Source organism: Rugosimonospora acidiphila (assembly GCF_039543385.1).
GTDB classification, from domain to species: domain Bacteria; phylum Actinomycetota; class Actinomycetes; order Mycobacteriales; family Micromonosporaceae; genus Rugosimonospora; species Rugosimonospora acidiphila.
The window spans coordinates 15,701-30,794 of the sequence record NZ_BAABJQ010000043.1; the positions used below are offsets into that span (position 1 = coordinate 15,701).

A 15,094-nucleotide genomic window follows, 5' to 3' on the forward strand; every position below is an offset into this window, starting at 1 on the left:
TCAGGCCCGCACCTCCGGCAGCGCGTACACCGGCGTCGCGCCCTTGGCCGCCTGCGACGGGCGGGTGCGGCGGATCTCGTCCGGCCAGGCGATCGGGGCGCCGAGGGTGTCGGCGAGCAGCCGCTGCAGGTCGGCGGTGCGCTCGGCCGAGTCGGCCACCGCGTGCGGTTCGGTGCCCTCGCTCAGGCACAGCGCGGCCAGCGCGCCCGCCGCCTCACCGATGCTCCACTCCTCCGGGTGCAGCCGGTAGCAGCCGTTGGTCAGGTGCGTGGTGCCGATGTTCTTGTTGGCCGGCACCAGGTTGCGTACCCGGATCGGGATCAGCGCACCGAGCGGGATCTGGAACGGGTAGCACTCCAGGTTGACGTAGTTGACGCCGGCCGCGCTCGGGTGCAGGTCGATGTTGTAGTGGCCGACCCCGACCGCGTCGGCGAACACCTCGCTGCCCGCGCCCTCGGGGCGGTCCACCACGGCGACGTGGTGCTCCAGGACGGTGAAGCGGGCCCGGATGCGCCGCGACTCCCTGACGTAGACGGACTTGGCCAGCCCGTCGTCGGTACCGGTGAGGTCGGGGCGCAGCCGCAGGCCCGGGTACCCATGCCCGCCCTCCGGTCGGGGCGCCTCGGTCTGCATCCAGTACAGGTAGGACAGCGACAGCTCCTTGCACCGGCGCAGCGCGCGCTCCCGGGCGGCCCGGTCCACCCCCGGCCCGACCAGCGGCGCCTCCCAGTAGTCCACGTTGGGCCAGTTCACCAGTGAGATGTCGGTGTCGATGAGCCGCGGGTCGAACTGGCTGCGCGCCCGGATGCGCCGGAAGTGCCACAGGTCGGGCAGCCGGGTGGCGTCCAGGTCGCCCTCGAAGATGTAGTTGGCCCGGCCGCGCATGGTGTGGATGTCGATCTTTTCCCAGGACAGCTGCGGCCCGGGCCAGAACGGGTCGACGTGGGTCTTCCAGTGCTCGTAGGAGGCGGGCTTGTCCACCACGTGCTCTTCGCCGGGCCGGTACTCCAGCGGGAAGCACCAGGTGATGGCCTGCTGGTCGGCGGGATCGGCCAGCGGCGCGGCGAACTGCTCGCCCGTGTCGTCCCTCGACTCGGCGCCGACCACGTGCTCGACGCCGGCCAACTCCAGCAGGTCGCCGAGTTCGGTGGCGTCCACGATGAACGGCGCGGTCAGCGTGCGCCGGTCGCCGGTGCGCAGGCACTGCACGGTCACCGCGGTGATCCGGTCGCCGTCGGTGGTCGCGGCCACCGGGACGTGCCGGTACAGCACGGTGATCCGGCCGGCCGAGACGTACCGGGCGAGCATCTCGTCCAGCACGGCCACGCCTACCCGGGGCTCGTGGCACAGCCGGCTCACGTTGCCCAGTCCGGGGTTCAGCGTCGGGTTGGCGGCCGCGTCGGGGCGCAGCGGGTAGTTGCGGCGGTAGTAGTCACGCACCCGGGTGCGCAGTTCGCGGTAGGTCGAGGAGATGTGCGCGGTCTCGATCCACGGGTGCTCGTCGGACGGGACCGCCTGCGCGGTGAGCTGACCGCCGAGCCAGTCGGTCTCCTCGGTCAGCACCACGCGGTGCCCGAGCCGGGCCGCGGTGAGTGCGGCGGCAACCCCGCCGAGTCCACCGCCGACGACCAGCAGATCACCCATCAGACTGTCTCCTTGAATTGCTAATATATTTGCAGGTCTGGGTTTGGTTGCGGCTACGTTACCGGCCAACTTCCTAGCCATGTCAATACTCAAGGTCAGCTAATATTTCTGCTGTACATCCAGACCTGCTGATGCTAAAACCGACGACATGATCGGAGGCACCGCCCTGCCCGGCGTCCGCTACTACCACCCACCCACCCCGGTCGGCGCGCGGGACGCGACGCTGACCACCGACCTCGTGGTCTACGGCGCCACGTCCGGCGGAGTGACCGCCGCGGTGGCCGCCGCACGCGAGGGGCGCTCGGTCGCCCTGCTCGCCTTCGGCGACCACCTGGGCGGGATGACCACCGGCGGGCTCGGCACCACCGACGTCGGCCACCCCGGCACCGTCGGCGGTCTGGCCCGCGCGTTCTACCGGCAGGTGGCCGCCGCGTACCACGCGCCCGACCCGCACTGGGACGCCGAGCCGCGGGTCGCCGAGGAAATCTTCGAACGCTGGCTGGCCGCAGCCCACGTCACCGTGCTGCGCCGAGCGCACCTGTCCGGGGTGCGGATGGCCGGCGACCGGATCGCCGAACTGCGCACCGACGACGGGCGCCGGTACCACGCCCGGGTCTTCATCGACGCCTCCTATGAGGGCGACCTGCTGGCCGCGGCCGGAGTGTCACACACCATCGGGCGTGAAGCGTCTACTGTGTACGGTGAGTCGCTCGCCGGCGTGCAGCCCAGCCACAACCACCAGTTCCAGCGGCCCGTCGACCCGTACCTGCGACCCGGGCATCCGGAAAGCGGCCTGCTGCCCGGCATCAGTGCCGACCCGCACGGCCCGGCCGGCGCCGGAGACCACCGGCTGCAGGCGTACAACTTCCGGCTCGCGGTCACCACCGGCGCCCGTCGCGTGCCGTACCCCCGACCCGACGGGTACGACCCGGACCGCTACGAACTGCTGCGCCGCCACATCGACGCGGGCATCTTCGAGCTCTACGGCCGGACCACCCGGGTACACGGCGACGTGTTCGACATGAACAACCATGGCGCCGTCTCCTCCGACCACATCGGCGCCAACTACGAATGGCCCGAGGCGGACTACGCCCGGCGGGAGGAGATCTTCAACGACCACGTCCGCTACCAGGCCGGCCTGCTGCACTTCCTGGCCAACGATCCCCGGCTGCCGGCCGAGGTGCGGGACGCGACCCGCGGCTACGGCCTGGCGCCCGAGGAGTTCGGCGACTCCTCGCACTGGCCGCACCAGCTCTACATCCGCGAGGCACGCCGGATGGTCTCCGACCACGTGATCACCCAGCACGACGCGGCCGGCCGGGCCGGCGTCCCCGACCCGGTCGCGCTCGCCTCCTACGTCATGGACTCCCACAACGCCAAACGCGTGCTCGTCGACGGGTACCCGCGCAACGAGGGCAACGTGCAGCAGCCGCTCGCCCGCCCGTTCGGCGTGCCGTACCGGTCCCTGGTCCCCCGGTCCGGCGAGTGCGCCAACCTGATCGTCGCGTCGGCCGTGTCCGCCTCGCACCTCGCGTTCGCGTCGGTCCGCATGGAGCCGGTGTTCATGATGCTCGGCGAGGCGGCCGGGGTGGCCGCCGCCCACGCGGTGGCGGCCGGGGTCGCGGTACAGGATGTCGATTACGGGACGTTGGCCAAGGCATTGACCGGCGGCGGTGGCATCCTTACCTGGCCGCCGGTCCAGTCGTCGGGCCCACCGCCCGCGCCGGTCAGCTCGCCGGCCACCGGGTCGCCCGTCGAAGGAGGATGAAAAGCGTGCCGAAGTCCAGCAACCGCGGCTCCCGCCAGGCCGACATCGCGCGTGAGGCAGGGGTCTCCCAGTCAACCGTGTCGATGGTCCTCAACGGCGCGGCCGACCTGGGCCGGATCTCGCCGGAGACGCAGCGCCGGGTGCTGTCCGCCGCGCGCCGGCTACGGTACGCACCGACCTCGCCGCCGCGCGCCACCGGCCCCGCGCGCACCCCGCTGCTGCTGGGCGTGCACACCTTCGAACCCATCTTCCCGACCAGCGCCCGCGACTACTACTTCGAATTCCTCCAGGGCATCGAGGAGCAGGCCGCGCTGGAGGCGTGCAACCTGGTGCTGTTCACCGCCGCCCAGGATGAGGACGGGTTACGCCACATCTATCAGGGCCCGGTCAACCGGCTGCGGCAGGCGTCCGGCAGCCTCCTGCTCGGCCACCACGCGCTGCGCGACGACCTGGCCCGGCTGACGGCGGACGGCTACCCGTTCGTCTACATAGGACATCGCGAAGTACCCGAAGAGGAGATCTGCTACGTCGGCGGGGACTACCGTGCGGCCACCGGCCGGATCGTGGACGACCTCGTGGCCATGGGGCACCGGCGGCTCGGGTACCTGGGCGAGGCCATCCGGTACGAGCCGCAGGCCGACCGCTGGGACGGGTTCTCCGCCGCCCTGGAGCGCTTCGGGCTCCAGGTGCCCACCCCGGCGTTCACCCGGCCCGACGAGCTGACCGCGCAGTGGCTGGACGCCGCGCTCGCGGCCGGCACCACCGCCATCCTCGTCGAATCGGTGAGCCTCTTGCGGGTACTGGCCGCGATGACCAGCCTGCGCGGCCTGGCCGTGCCGCGCGACCTGTCGGTGGTGCTGCTGGTCGACGACCCGGGCGGGGAGATCGGCGGTGGGCGGTGGGCCTCGCTCAACATCCCGCGCAACGCCATGGGCCGCCGCGCGGTGCGCATGCTGACCGCGCTGCTGGCCGACCCGGCCGGCGAGCACGAGCGGCAGGTCCTGCTGTCCTGCACCCACACGCTCGAGGGCACCACGGCCCCGCCCGGGCCCTCTGCGCCGACCGGCGCCCCCTGACCGGTGCGTCGCGGGCCGCCCGGTGCGTCGCGGTGCCGCCGGGGACTGTCCGGGGCCCACCGCCGGCGCCGCGGTCCACCGCGTCACGGGATGAACCTCACCTTGGTGCCGATCGAGGACCCGAGGTCGATGGGTTCGTCCGGTTGCCCGCTGCCGCTAGCCTCGCCGGGGTGACCGGCCGACGAGCGCCCTTGGGAGTGCGTTTCTACGTGGCGTGCGTGTTCCTGCTCGCCTTACTGGTGCTGTTCGGGTGGGTCGGCTGGCTGGCGACCGGCCACGCCTGGGCACAGTACGAGGCCAATCGGGGCATCCACGGCACGTACCGGCCCGCGTCGTGCCGCGACGAGGCGTTCAACACCCCGGTCAACGCGACCCGCCGGCACCCGGGTGGCCAGGCGGTGAGCCACCAGTACACCTGTCGGGGAACCTTCACCGCGGACGGCGGAGGGTTCCAGACACAGGTCTCCTACACGGCCTCCGTGGAGCCCAAAGTGGGAGAGCCACTTCGCGCGGTCGTCGCCAACCGCCGGTCCGCCAACACGTACGTCGAAGGCGGATCACCGGCCGGGTACGTGATGCTCGCACTGATCTTCCTGGGCACCCCCGTGGCCGGGTTCGCCTATAGCCTGCTCGCCTATCGCGGTAAGGCCAGGCGCCCCGCGAAGGATTCGGCGACCCGGCGACGCCGCTCGGGGCGCGCACCAGGTCGTGAACCACAGCCGCCGGGCCGCCGTCGGCGTCCCCGTGACGCCGACGGCGCGACGGAACATTCGTCCAAGACATCCCGTCGCTGAGCTTGTCATGCTCGGCCTCGGGCCCGGCACGGCTTCGCGTGCGGGAGGCCACGCGGCTGCGAGCGACGGGAGAGGCGATGACGAACACCGTGGACAGCGCGCCGGCGGTTCGGGTGGCGAGCGGTCGGTTGCGGGGCCGGATGGACCGGGGCGTGGCGGCGTTTCTCGGCATCCCGTACGCCGCCCCGCCCTTCGGGACACGCCGCCTGCGGGCTCCCGAGCCGCCCGCGCGGTGGGAGGGCGAGCGCGACGCCACCGATTACGGACCGACCTGCCCGAAGGACAACCCCGGTCCGGGGGGCGCGGAACTGCTCCCGGAGGTCGTGATCCCCGGCGAGGAGTGCCTCAACCTCAACGTGTGGACCCCCGATCCCCGCCAGTCCGGCTTGCCGGTACTGGTCTGGATCCACGGCGGCATGTTCACGAAGGGGTCCGGATCAATGGCCGCTTACCGCGGCACGTCCTTCGCCCGCGACGGGATCGTGTGCGTCACGATCAATTACCGGCTCGGCGCGGAGGGCTTCCTGTACCTCGATGACGGCACCGCCAACCCGGGGTTGCTGGATCAGATCGCCGCGCTGGAGTGGGTCCGGGACAACATCGCCGCCTTCGGCGGTGATCCGGGGAGGGTGACCGTCGCCGGCCAGTCCGCCGGGGCCATCAGCATCACCAACCTTCTGGCCATGCCCCGCGCTCGGGGCCTCTTCCGCCAGGCGGTCACGCAGAGCGGGGCGTCCGCCCAGACCCTCACGGCGCGAACCGCCGCGGGCATCGCCGCGAGGCTGGCGTCCTCGCTCGGGGTCGCCCCAACCCGCGCGGCCTTCGGCGAGGTGCCGGCCGAGCCGCTCGCGCGGGCGGCGTCCGCGCTCGTGCGGGAGTTCCAGAGCGCCTCGGATCCGACCACCTGGGGAAGCCTGCCCTTCGCCCCGGTCGTCGACGGCGAACTCCTCCCCCGCCATCCACTCGACGCGTTGGCACTGGGCGCCGGCCGTGGAGTGCGGCTGCTGGCCGGGTGGAACCGGGATGACACCCGGATCGGCCTGGTCCCCACCGGCATGATTGACCTGATCGACGAGCGCGTGCTCGCCGCGGTCGTGGGCGCCGCGGGCGCACCCGACGGGACGATCGAGCGTTACCGGGCGGTCCGGCCGGCGGTGAGCGACGGGGACCTGCTCGCCGCCGTGATGACCGACTGCTCCATCCGGGTTCCGACGATCCGGGTCGCCGAGGCTCGCGTCGAGGCGGGCGAGGCCGACACCTGGGTGTACCGCTTCGACCACGAGTCGCCGAGCTTCGGCGGCCGCCTCGGCGCCGCGCACGCGGTGGAGCTGCCGTACGTGTTCGACCTGCTCGACGAGGAGTCCAACCGGGCCCTCATCGGCGACCAACCACCACAGGCCGTCGCCGACACCGCGCACGGCGCCTGGGTCCGCTTCGTTGCCGACGGCGACCCGGGCTGGCCCCGGTACGACCTGGCCGACCGGTCCACCGCGCTGATCGGCGAGGGGATCACCGTCGTCCGCGACCCCGACGGTGCCGAGCGCGAGGTGTGGGCCGGCCAACGCTGACCGGGAGGCCGTCTTGAGAGCCGTCCCGTTGCGGCCACCGCGAAGTGGTTCCTACCATGGCGGCGTGCCACCAGCCGCGCCGGCTCGCGCCGGTGTACCCCGATGGGACATCACGGCCCGGTCGCGTCCGGGCCGGCTGCCCGGTGTCACCATGGCGGGATTCGGCGATCAGGCCAATGAGTTCCGCGAGGTCGGGTTGATCCCGCACCCCGCGGTTACGGTCATCTTCGACTTCGGCGACGAACCATTCATCGTCGAGGACGGCCGCGGTTCGCGGCAGCGGGACCGCATCGTCGCCGGGCTGGCGCCCGATGGGGCTCGAGCACAGGCGTTGGCCAGGAGTTCCGAGTGCCTCCAACTGCGGCTCTCCCCGATGCTCGCGCACACCGCCCTGGGCGCCTGCGGGGAGCTGGGCGGGACGGTGGTCGGCCTGGATGACCTCTGGGGACGAGATGCCGTACGGATCCAGGAGCGCTTACGCGCCGCCGGATCGTGGCTTGAGCGATTCGCGATCGCGGAGGCCGCGCTGGCTCGACGGGACGAGGCGGGCCGAGCCGTCGACCCGGAAGTCGCCTTCGCCTGGGGACGGCTGGTGGCCAGCCGGGGGCGGTTACGCGTCGAACAGCTGGTCGCTGAGATCGGATGGAGCCGCAAGCGCCTCTGGTCCCGGTTTCGCGCCCAGGTCGGCCTCACTCCCAAGCGCGCCGCCCAGCTCATCCGCTTCGATCACGCGGCGCACCGTCTCGCCGCCGGCCACCGCGCCGCCGTGGTAGCGGCGGCCGGCGGCTACGCCGACCAGTCCCACCTGCACCGGGACGTCATGGCCTTCACCGGGATGACGCCGGCCACGATCGCGGGCTCGCCGTTTCTCGCGGTCGACGAGGTCGCGTGGCCGCTGGCGCCCTCGACCGGCGGATGAGGCCGGCGAGCGGCCGGTGCCGACGCCCGACACCCGAGACCCAGGGCGTGATCACGTCCCGTTGAGGACGGCGTCGACCTCCGCCGCGTAGAGCAGGGCGGGGTCGAAGTTCATGCCGGTGAAGTGCCCGGCGACCTCGAGGCTGACCACCCCGTGCAGCCGGGTCCAGAAGGTGAGCGCGCGGCGCAGCCCGGCCGGCGAGGCGGAGTGGTCGCCCGCCCACTGCCGGTGGGTGGCCAGGTGCCGCTGCAGGTCGGTGGCGGGCCGGCGGGCGTGAGCGGCCGGGGCGCCGGCCTTGGCGAAGGCGTCGAGCAGCACCGACATGATGCTGGCGGCGATCGCGGTCGCCTCGGGCGGGGCGGCGTAGCCGGGCACCGGGGTGCCGTAGATGAGCAGGTACCGGTGCGGGGCGGCCAGGGCCCACCGGCGCAGGGCGTCGGCCACCGCGGTGAGCTGGGCGGCGGGTGTGTGCTCGGCCGCCGCGGCGGCCCGGCAGGTATCGGACAGGTCGCGGTAGGCGCCCAGGACCAGCTCGGTGATCAGGTCGTCGCGATTGCGGAAGTACCGGTAGAGGGCGGGGCCGCTGATGCCCATCTGCTTGGCGATGGCATTGAGGGACAGCGCCGAGGCCCCGGTGCTCGCCACCTGCGTCCAGGCGTGTGCCTTGATCTCGTCCCGGACCTGCTCGCGGTAACGCTCCCGCGGACTCCTCACGGCCTCCCGCATGCCGGCCCCTCCCCTTGACACCCCGTCCGTGAGCCCATAATACTGTGGTTAGAGGTTATAACTGAAGCGACATGTTATAACGGAATGGAGGTCGGGCCATGCCGACCAATGAACGCATCGAGATCGTGCTTCCGGGCGTGGTGGCCCCCGACGGCCTGCTGATCCGCACGTCGCCGGTGCCGGTCCCGGCCGCCGGCCAGGTGGTGATCCGGATGGAGGCCACCGGGGTGTCCTTCGCCGAACAGCAGATGCGCCGGGGCCGCTACTACGATCAGCCGCCGTTCCCGTTCGTGCCCGGCTACGACCTGGTCGGGATCGTTGCGGCCATCGGCGCCGGGACCGACCCCACGCTGCTCGGGCAGCGCGTCGCGGCACTGACCAAGGTGGGCGGCTGGGCCAGCCACGTGATCGTCGAGGCCGCCGACGTGGTGCCGGTGCCCGCCGGCCCGAGCCCGGCCGAGGCGGAGACCGTCGTGGTCAACGGCATCACCGCCTGGCAGCTGCTGCACCGGAAGGCCCGGGTCAGGGCCGGTCAGACGATCCTGGTGCACGGCGCCAACGGCGGCGTCGGCTCCACGCTCGCGCAGCTGGCCCGCCTCGCCGGAGTCCGGGTGATCGGCACCGCCGCCGCCCGCCACCACGACAGGCTGCGCGACCTCGGTGTCACCCCGATCGACTACCGCGGCGACGTGCCCGCCGCCGTGCGCGAGCTGGTCCCCGGCGGCGTCGACGCGGTCTTCGACCACCTCGGCATGCCCAGCGTGCTCGACTCGTGGCGGCTGCTCGCCCCGGGTGGCACCCTGGTCTCCTACGGAAGCGCCGCCACCCGCGACGACACCGGCTCCCGGCAGCTGCCGGTGCTCAAGATTCTGGCCCGGGTCTGGGCGTGGAACGCACTGCCCAACGGACGGCGCGCCTACTTCTACAACATCTGGGCCGGCCGCGTCCCTGCCAGGCGGCGCTTCCGCGCCCGGCTGCGGCACGACCTCACCCAGGTCCTGACCGCGATGGCCGAGGGGCACCTCACCGCCCAGATCGCGGCCCAGTTCCCGCTCGATCGCGCCGCCGACGCGCTACGCGCGGCCGAGTCCGGAACCGTCACCGGCAAAGTCGTCCTCACCGCCTGACCACGCGGCGGGTGCGACCGCGACGGGAGGGGCCCCCGCCCGGCGTACCGCCGGACAGGGGCCCCGTGCCGCTGTGAGCCTACGATCAGCCGTCGGAGTCCGACGACGGGATGAAGGCGCCCGGCACCTGGTTCGGTGCGTAAATCTTGGACTCACCCGGGTAAGGCGTGGTCCACCCGTGCGTGTCGTACCACGTGTAGTGGTTCATCTGCGCGGGGTTCGCGTAGTCCGGAACCGCGTTCGGCCCGGTCAGGCGCTGCTGCGACTTCCACTGCTGCCACTGCGTCTCGACCTGCTTCGCCGCCGCGGGCACCACCGTGGAGGGCTGAGCGGCCGCGTCCGCCGCCGGGACGTTGTCCCAGCCGCAGCTCGGCTCGGTCGCGTAGCCCAGGGTCAGCGAGGTCTTGTTCGGCACCGCGGTGAACGGCGTGAAGTTGGGCTTGTTGGTGAACGCCGTCGTCATCGGGGTGGCGGCGCTGTCCTCCTGGTTCATCGGGTGGATGCCCAGGATCTGCTCGATGGTGCGGACCATCGTGACCTGCGAGTAGTAGCTGTCGTCCACCGCGCCACGCTGGGCGTAGGGGCTGATGACCTGGATCGGGGCGCGGTGGCCGTCGACGTGGTCCTGGCCGGCCTGGCTGTCGTCCTCGACGACGAAGATCGCCGAGTCCTTCCAGTACTTGCTGTGCGAGATCGTGTCGACGATCTTGCCGACCGCCAGGTCGTTGTCGGCGACCTGGGCGGCCGAGTTGAGCGGGCCACCGGTGTGGTCGCTGGACAGCCAGAACATGTTCAGGTTGGCCGGACCGTTCTTCTCGAAGTCCTGCTTCCAGATCTCGTACCGGTACATGTCCGGGATGCTGGTGTCGAACTTCGGGTACGCGTGGTCCGTGACGTCGTTCAGCGACGGGATCGGCGAGGACGTGACCTGGTCGATCGTGGTCGGCGCCCCGGTCGCCTCCATGCTCTGGGCGTCGCAGTAGAACGTGCCCCAGTTGTTGCCCGAGGGGTACGACTCGAACTGGTTGAACTCACCGTAGTCACGCACGGTGTCGCCGACGGCCTGGGCACCGCTCCAGATGAACCCGGAGCGCTGGTGGCCCAGCGCGTCGTCCTCGGTGTCGTAGCTGCGCAGGTACTCGCCGGCGGACGACTCGGTGTACTCCGGGTTGTCGGCCTGCATCAGCCAGTTGTGGCCCTCGGCGGAGTTCGTCGGCGGGTCGTAGAAGTTGTCGTACAGGCCGAACTGCTCGGCCAGCGCGTGCTGGTTCGGCGTCACGTTCTCACCGAACTGGGTCAGCGACGGGTCGCCGTTGCCCTGCGGCATGTCACCGAACACCTGGTCGTAGGTGCGGTTCTCCTTGACCAGCAGGAACACGTGCTTGATGGTCGACGGGTCACCGATCTTCGCTGGGACCGCCACCGCCTTGGCCTTCTTACCCTTGGCCAACTGCACCGAGTTGTTGGTCCAGCCGTTGTACTGGAACACCTTGTCGGTGTCCTTGGCGGTGTCGTGGTCGCTGGGCAGCTTGAACCGGGTCAGGCTGCTCGTGGTGTCGTGCGTGTTGTGCCCGTTGCTGTCGGGACGCGCGGCGTCGATACCACGGGTGTTGCCAACCACGATCTGGCCGCCCACCTGGTCGACCGAGGCCGGGAAGTAGTCCGTCGGCAGCAGACCGACGTACTTGACCGGGTTCTTCGCGTTGCTGTACTTGTACACCGCGACCGCGTTGGCCCGACCGAGGGTCACCAGCAGGTGGCCGTCGTTGGTCAGGGTGATGCCGTCCGGCTCGTACCCGACGCTGGCCTCATCCCACGGCCGGGTCGTGATCGTCTGGACGACCTTGTCCTTGCCGGTGTCGATGAGCGAAACGGTGTCGCTGGCGGTGTTGGTGACGAACAGCGTCCCGTTCTTTGCGTACAGGTCGGTCGGGTGCAGACCGACGTTGATGCTCTTCACCACGGCGGTCGGGTGCGCCAGGTCGATCACGCTGACCGTGCCGGTGGTGGTGGCGCCGGTGTTCGGGTCGGCCGGCACCTGCGTCCCGTAGGAGTTGATGGTGGTGTCACCGGCGGTCGCCGTGCGTCCACCCTCGTTGCTCACGTACAGCTTGTTGCCCACCCGCAGGATGCCGCGCGGCGCGTTGCCCACCGCCCAGCTCTGCCCGAGGGTGCCGGTGGCCGCGTCGATGGCCTGGATCCGGTTCTGGCCGTTGACCGCGGCGTACACGGTCGCGCCGTTGGTCGAGAACACGGCCTGGGCCGGCAGCGCGTGCTTCGCGCCGTCTGCCGGGATGGTGACGGTGGTCGGGGCGCTCACCGAACCGTCGGCGTTGACCGGGAACCGGGAGTACCCGTCGGTTCGCGGCACCCACAGCGACTTCCCGTCCGGGGAGTATGTCGGCCCCTGCTGGCCCACGTCGCCGCCGCTGATCTTCAGGTTGGCGGTGGCGCCGCTGCCGATGAGCTGCTGGACCTTCCAGTTCTTCAGGTCGACGATGGTCAGCGCGATGCCGCCATCGGTGGTCAGCGCGGCGAGGTGAGTGCCGTCCGGGCTGATCGTGTCGGCCTCGATCTTGCCGCCGTTGATGACCAGCCGGTCACCGATCGGCTTGATGATCTGGTCGTCGGACAGGACCAGGCCCTGCCGGGTGTTCTGGCCGGCCTGGTCGTTGCCGAGGCCACGCGTCGAGGCGAAGGCCGCGCCGGAGCCGAGTCCGACGAGCGCCAGGGTGGCGGCGCCGACCACCACCAGGCGGACCCGCCGGTTCGCCAGGCCGGGAAGACTCAGGTTGAGACTCCGGCCGCGCCCGCGTCGTTTGCGCGCTACTTGCATCCCTATCCCTTCGTTGCGGTGAGCAGATCGACGTTCCCGTCGAGCTGCCAGAGCGGGTTGGGCGCGTCCCCGGTAGGGGTGTGCACCACGAAGTACCCGTTCACTTGCGTCGGTCCGTCGCCGTCCGCGACGTACCGACCGTCGGGGGTGACGTCGAGTTGGTAGATGGCCTGCCCCACGGCATCGACACCGGGCAGGTGCCAACTGACCACGCAACGCCAGCCGTTGCCCGCGCCGGTGTTCTCCTCCAGGCCGCCGCCCTTGTCACAGCTCGCCGAGCTGCGCAGCTGTGCCTCGGTGACGGCGGGGCGGTGCAGTTGCTCGGTCTGCACCACGTACAGGTGGCCGTACACGGTCGCGAGTGAGCGTTCGAGCTTGCCCTGGTCGATTCCCGAGCCGCGGGCCGGAGATGCCGCCACCGCGAGGCCCCCGATCGTGAGCGCGAGCAGTGCGGCCAGCGGCAGGACGCCGGCGGTGAGCATGCGGCGCCCGGAACCGTCGTAGGTGGCGCTGGTGAAGTCGCGCCGCAGGAACAGCCAGTACGCCAGCCCGGTCGCGACGACCGCCCACAGCAGGCTCACCACGATGCTCACCAGCAGCGGGCCGAGTTGCATGGGACCGGTGAACAGGCCGCGCCAGGCGATGAAGCCGTAGCCGGGCAGGGCGAGGCGTACGGCGACCGGCAGCGGCAGCATCTGGGCGACCTGCATGGCGAGCGCGACGACCGCCGGCAGCAGCAGCCCCATCGGGGAGCGCCCCAACGTGACCGACCCGAGCAGGCCGATCGCCGCCAGCGCCAGCGTCGGGGCCAGCGCGCAGACCCACGCCAGCAGCACCTTGCCGGCCGCGTCGCCCGGGGCGAGCAGGTGCCCGTCCAGGCCGACCAGCGACCGGTTGCCGACCACGAGTACCCCGGCGATGGCGCTGGAGCAGGCCAGCCCGGCCACCATCAGCAGGATCACCGTGAGGCTGGACAGGGACTTGGCCAGGAAGATCCGTCGTGGCGAGCGGATCGCGACCAGCAGGTGGCGCCAGGTGCCGAGCCGGTCCTCGGCGGCGAACACGTCGCCGGCCACCACCGAGACCAGCAGCGGCAGCGCCCAGGTGCCGGCGAAGGTGAGAATCACCAGCGATCCGGACCAGCCGGTGGCGTTCATCCACCGGCCGAACACGGTGTCGGAGGGCAGCGAACTCTGCTGGCTGACGGCGGCCACGAAGACCGCCGGGACGACCCAGGAGGCGAGGATCAGCAGCCGCACCCGCCACTGGGAGAGCAGCTTGACCAGTTCGAAGCGGTAGCCGCGGCTTACCGGTACGCGGTGGACCGCGGCGGCCGGGGCGGCGATCGTGGCGGTCATCCGTTGTCCTTCTGCTGCTCGGTGAGGGCCAGGAACGCCGCCTCCAGCGGCGAGATCACGAGGGAGAGTTCGCGCACCGCGACCCCGGCGTTCACCAGCCGCGCCACCAGTTCGTCCAGGGCTTCCACGGCCGCGCGCACCACCAGCGCCTCGCCGGTCGCGCGGTGGCCGGCGGCGGGTTCGTCGACCAGCCGCAGCCCGGAAATGTCGAGGGCGAGTTCGCGGGCGGTGCCCGCGTCGGTGGTGACCAGCCGGTAGTCGAGTTCGCCGCTTTCCGCGCTCAGCTTGTCCACCGGGCCGGAGAAGACCACCCGGCCGGTGTTGAGGATGCTGACCTCGGAGCACAGCGCCTCGATGTCATCCATGCGGTGGCTGGAAATCACCACGGCGGTCCCCCCAGAGGCCAGCCGGGTCAGGACGCGGTGCACGTGCTTCTTGCTGGCCGGGTCCAGACCGTTGGTCGGCTCGTCCAGCACCAGCAGCCGAGGCATGGTCAGCAGCGCGGCGGCGAGTCCCAGCCGCTGGCGCATGCCGAGGGAGAAGCCGCGGACCCGGTCGTCGGCGACATCGGTCAGCCCGACCTGGTCAAGCACCTCGTCGATGCCTGCCGTACGGGCGTCGCGGCCGCGAAGGGCGGCGAGTGCGGCAAGGTTACGCCGGGCGGTGAGCGAGGGGTACAACCCCGGCCCGTCCACGAAACCGGCGACACCGTCGGGGGCGGCGAGCGCGCGCCCGACCGGACGATCAAGGATTTCCAGGGTTCCGCTGTCGGCGACGGCCAGGCCGAGCATCAGGCCGAGCAGCGTGGTTTTGCCTGCGCCATTGGGGCCGACCAGGCCGTGGATCCGTCCCGGCGCCACGTCCAGATCGATGCCGTCGAGTGCGACGACGTCACCGAAGCATTTGGTGATGTCCCTGGCGCGGACTGCGAGGCTGGTATTCATGCATTCCTTCCTGCCTCTTTTTGACCAAATATTGAGGAAGGTAGGCCCGGCGAATTGCGCAAGCGGGGCAGCAAGTTGAACACGCAAGGAACGGGAATCGACCGGGCAATTCGCCCGAGCGGAGAACCCTACAACGCGTCGGGTGAAGCCGCAGGTGAGAGCGGTCGCGGGCGCGATCGCGCCGTCGAGACAGTGAGAGACGTCATGGTGCCCGCGGCGACGGGTGGCGGCGCCCGACAGGTGGCGGCGCCCGACAGGTGGCGGCGCATGACGAAACGCCAGCGCCGACGAGGTGAGCCGGAGTTCGGCCTGCTCACGCTCGTCGACGCCGGCG

Annotated in this window: 11 protein-coding genes; 6 read left to right on the forward strand and 5 right to left on the reverse strand. The window is 71.3% G+C overall.

Annotated elements, in window-relative coordinates:
- Entirely contained in the window at positions 1–1,644 is a 1,644-nt protein-coding gene (locus ABEA87_RS38975; RefSeq protein ID WP_345638461.1) for an FAD-dependent oxidoreductase, read from the reverse strand.
- Between the two features lie 148 nt (positions 1,645–1,792).
- Between ABEA87_RS38975 and ABEA87_RS38980 the strand changes: the two genes are divergently transcribed.
- From ABEA87_RS38980 to ABEA87_RS39000, 5 genes are all read left to right on the forward strand, one after another.
- Positions 1,793–3,412 carry an FAD-dependent oxidoreductase gene (locus ABEA87_RS38980; RefSeq protein ID WP_345638463.1) on the forward strand — a complete coding sequence of 540 codons (1,620 nt, stop codon included), beginning with the start codon at positions 1,793–1,795 and terminating at the stop codon, positions 3,410–3,412.
- Positions 3,413–3,417: 5 nt separating this feature from the next.
- Complete coding sequence (locus tag ABEA87_RS38985) at positions 3,418–4,488, forward strand: LacI family DNA-binding transcriptional regulator (protein WP_345638465.1); 1,071 nt, start codon at positions 3,418–3,420, stop codon at positions 4,486–4,488.
- 170 nt (positions 4,489–4,658) lie between these two features.
- Entirely contained in the window at positions 4,659–5,282 is a 624-nt protein-coding gene (locus ABEA87_RS38990; RefSeq protein ID WP_345638467.1) for a hypothetical protein, read from the forward strand.
- A gap of 77 nt (positions 5,283–5,359) precedes the next feature.
- Entirely contained in the window at positions 5,360–6,850 is a 1,491-nt protein-coding gene (locus ABEA87_RS38995) for a carboxylesterase/lipase family protein (RefSeq protein ID WP_345638469.1), read from the forward strand.
- 64 nt (positions 6,851–6,914) lie between these two features.
- Entirely contained in the window at positions 6,915–7,769 is an 855-nt protein-coding gene (locus ABEA87_RS39000; protein ID WP_345638471.1) for a helix-turn-helix domain-containing protein, read from the forward strand.
- A gap of 51 nt (positions 7,770–7,820) precedes the next feature.
- On the opposite strand, the gene ABEA87_RS39005 is transcribed toward ABEA87_RS39000, so the two are convergent.
- Complete coding sequence (locus ABEA87_RS39005) at positions 7,821–8,495, reverse strand: TetR/AcrR family transcriptional regulator (RefSeq protein ID WP_345638473.1); 675 nt, start codon at positions 8,493–8,495, stop codon at positions 7,821–7,823.
- Positions 8,496–8,593: 98 nt separating this feature from the next.
- Here ABEA87_RS39005 and ABEA87_RS39010 point away from each other — a divergent pair, with 98 nt between their 5' ends.
- The gene (locus ABEA87_RS39010; RefSeq protein ID WP_345638475.1) at positions 8,594–9,622 is read left to right on the forward strand and encodes a medium chain dehydrogenase/reductase family protein; all 1,029 of its coding nucleotides are present in this window, start codon (positions 8,594–8,596) and stop codon (positions 9,620–9,622) included.
- Between the two features lie 85 nt (positions 9,623–9,707).
- Here the strand turns inward: ABEA87_RS39010 and ABEA87_RS39015 are convergent, their stop codons facing one another.
- The 3 genes from ABEA87_RS39015 to ABEA87_RS39025 are packed head-to-tail and all read right to left on the reverse strand — an operon-like array spanning position 9,708 to position 14,760.
- The gene (locus ABEA87_RS39015; RefSeq protein WP_345638478.1) at positions 9,708–12,458 is read right to left on the reverse strand and encodes a bifunctional YncE family protein/alkaline phosphatase family protein; all 2,751 of its coding nucleotides are present in this window, start codon (positions 12,456–12,458) and stop codon (positions 9,708–9,710) included.
- Between the two features lie 2 nt (positions 12,459–12,460).
- Positions 12,461–13,816 (reverse strand): ABC transporter permease, encoded by a 1,356-nt coding sequence (locus ABEA87_RS39020; RefSeq protein WP_345638480.1) that lies wholly within the window; start codon positions 13,814–13,816, stop codon positions 12,461–12,463.
- Positions 13,813–14,760, reverse strand: coding sequence for an ABC transporter ATP-binding protein (locus ABEA87_RS39025; RefSeq protein WP_345638483.1), 948 nt, complete (start codon positions 14,758–14,760; stop codon positions 13,813–13,815). Before ABEA87_RS39025 ends, ABEA87_RS39020 begins: the two co-directional genes overlap by 4 nt.
- Between the last annotated feature and the right edge of the window lie 334 nt (positions 14,761–15,094).

What these genes read in the sequence shown, in the direction of transcription:
- ABEA87_RS38975 (WP_345638461.1), bottom strand. Translation starts at nt 1,644, where the DNA reads ATGGGTGATCTGCTGGTCGTCGGCGGTGGACTCGGCGGGGTTGCCGCC.
- ABEA87_RS38980 (WP_345638463.1), top strand. Translation starts at nt 1,793, where the DNA reads ATGATCGGAGGCACCGCCCTGCCCGGCGTCCGCTACTACCACCCACCC.
- ABEA87_RS38995 (WP_345638469.1), top strand. Translation starts at nt 5,360, where the DNA reads ATGACGAACACCGTGGACAGCGCGCCGGCGGTTCGGGTGGCGAGCGGT.
- ABEA87_RS39005 (WP_345638473.1), bottom strand. Translation starts at nt 8,495, where the DNA reads ATGCGGGAGGCCGTGAGGAGTCCGCGGGAGCGTTACCGCGAGCAGGTC.
- ABEA87_RS39010 (WP_345638475.1), top strand. Translation starts at nt 8,594, where the DNA reads ATGCCGACCAATGAACGCATCGAGATCGTGCTTCCGGGCGTGGTGGCC.
- ABEA87_RS39015 (WP_345638478.1), bottom strand. Translation starts at nt 12,458, where the DNA reads ATGCAAGTAGCGCGCAAACGACGCGGGCGCGGCCGGAGTCTCAACCTG.
- ABEA87_RS39020 (WP_345638480.1), bottom strand. Translation starts at nt 13,816, where the DNA reads ATGACCGCCACGATCGCCGCCCCGGCCGCCGCGGTCCACCGCGTACCG.
- ABEA87_RS39025 (WP_345638483.1), bottom strand. Translation starts at nt 14,760, where the DNA reads ATGAATACCAGCCTCGCAGTCCGCGCCAGGGACATCACCAAATGCTTC.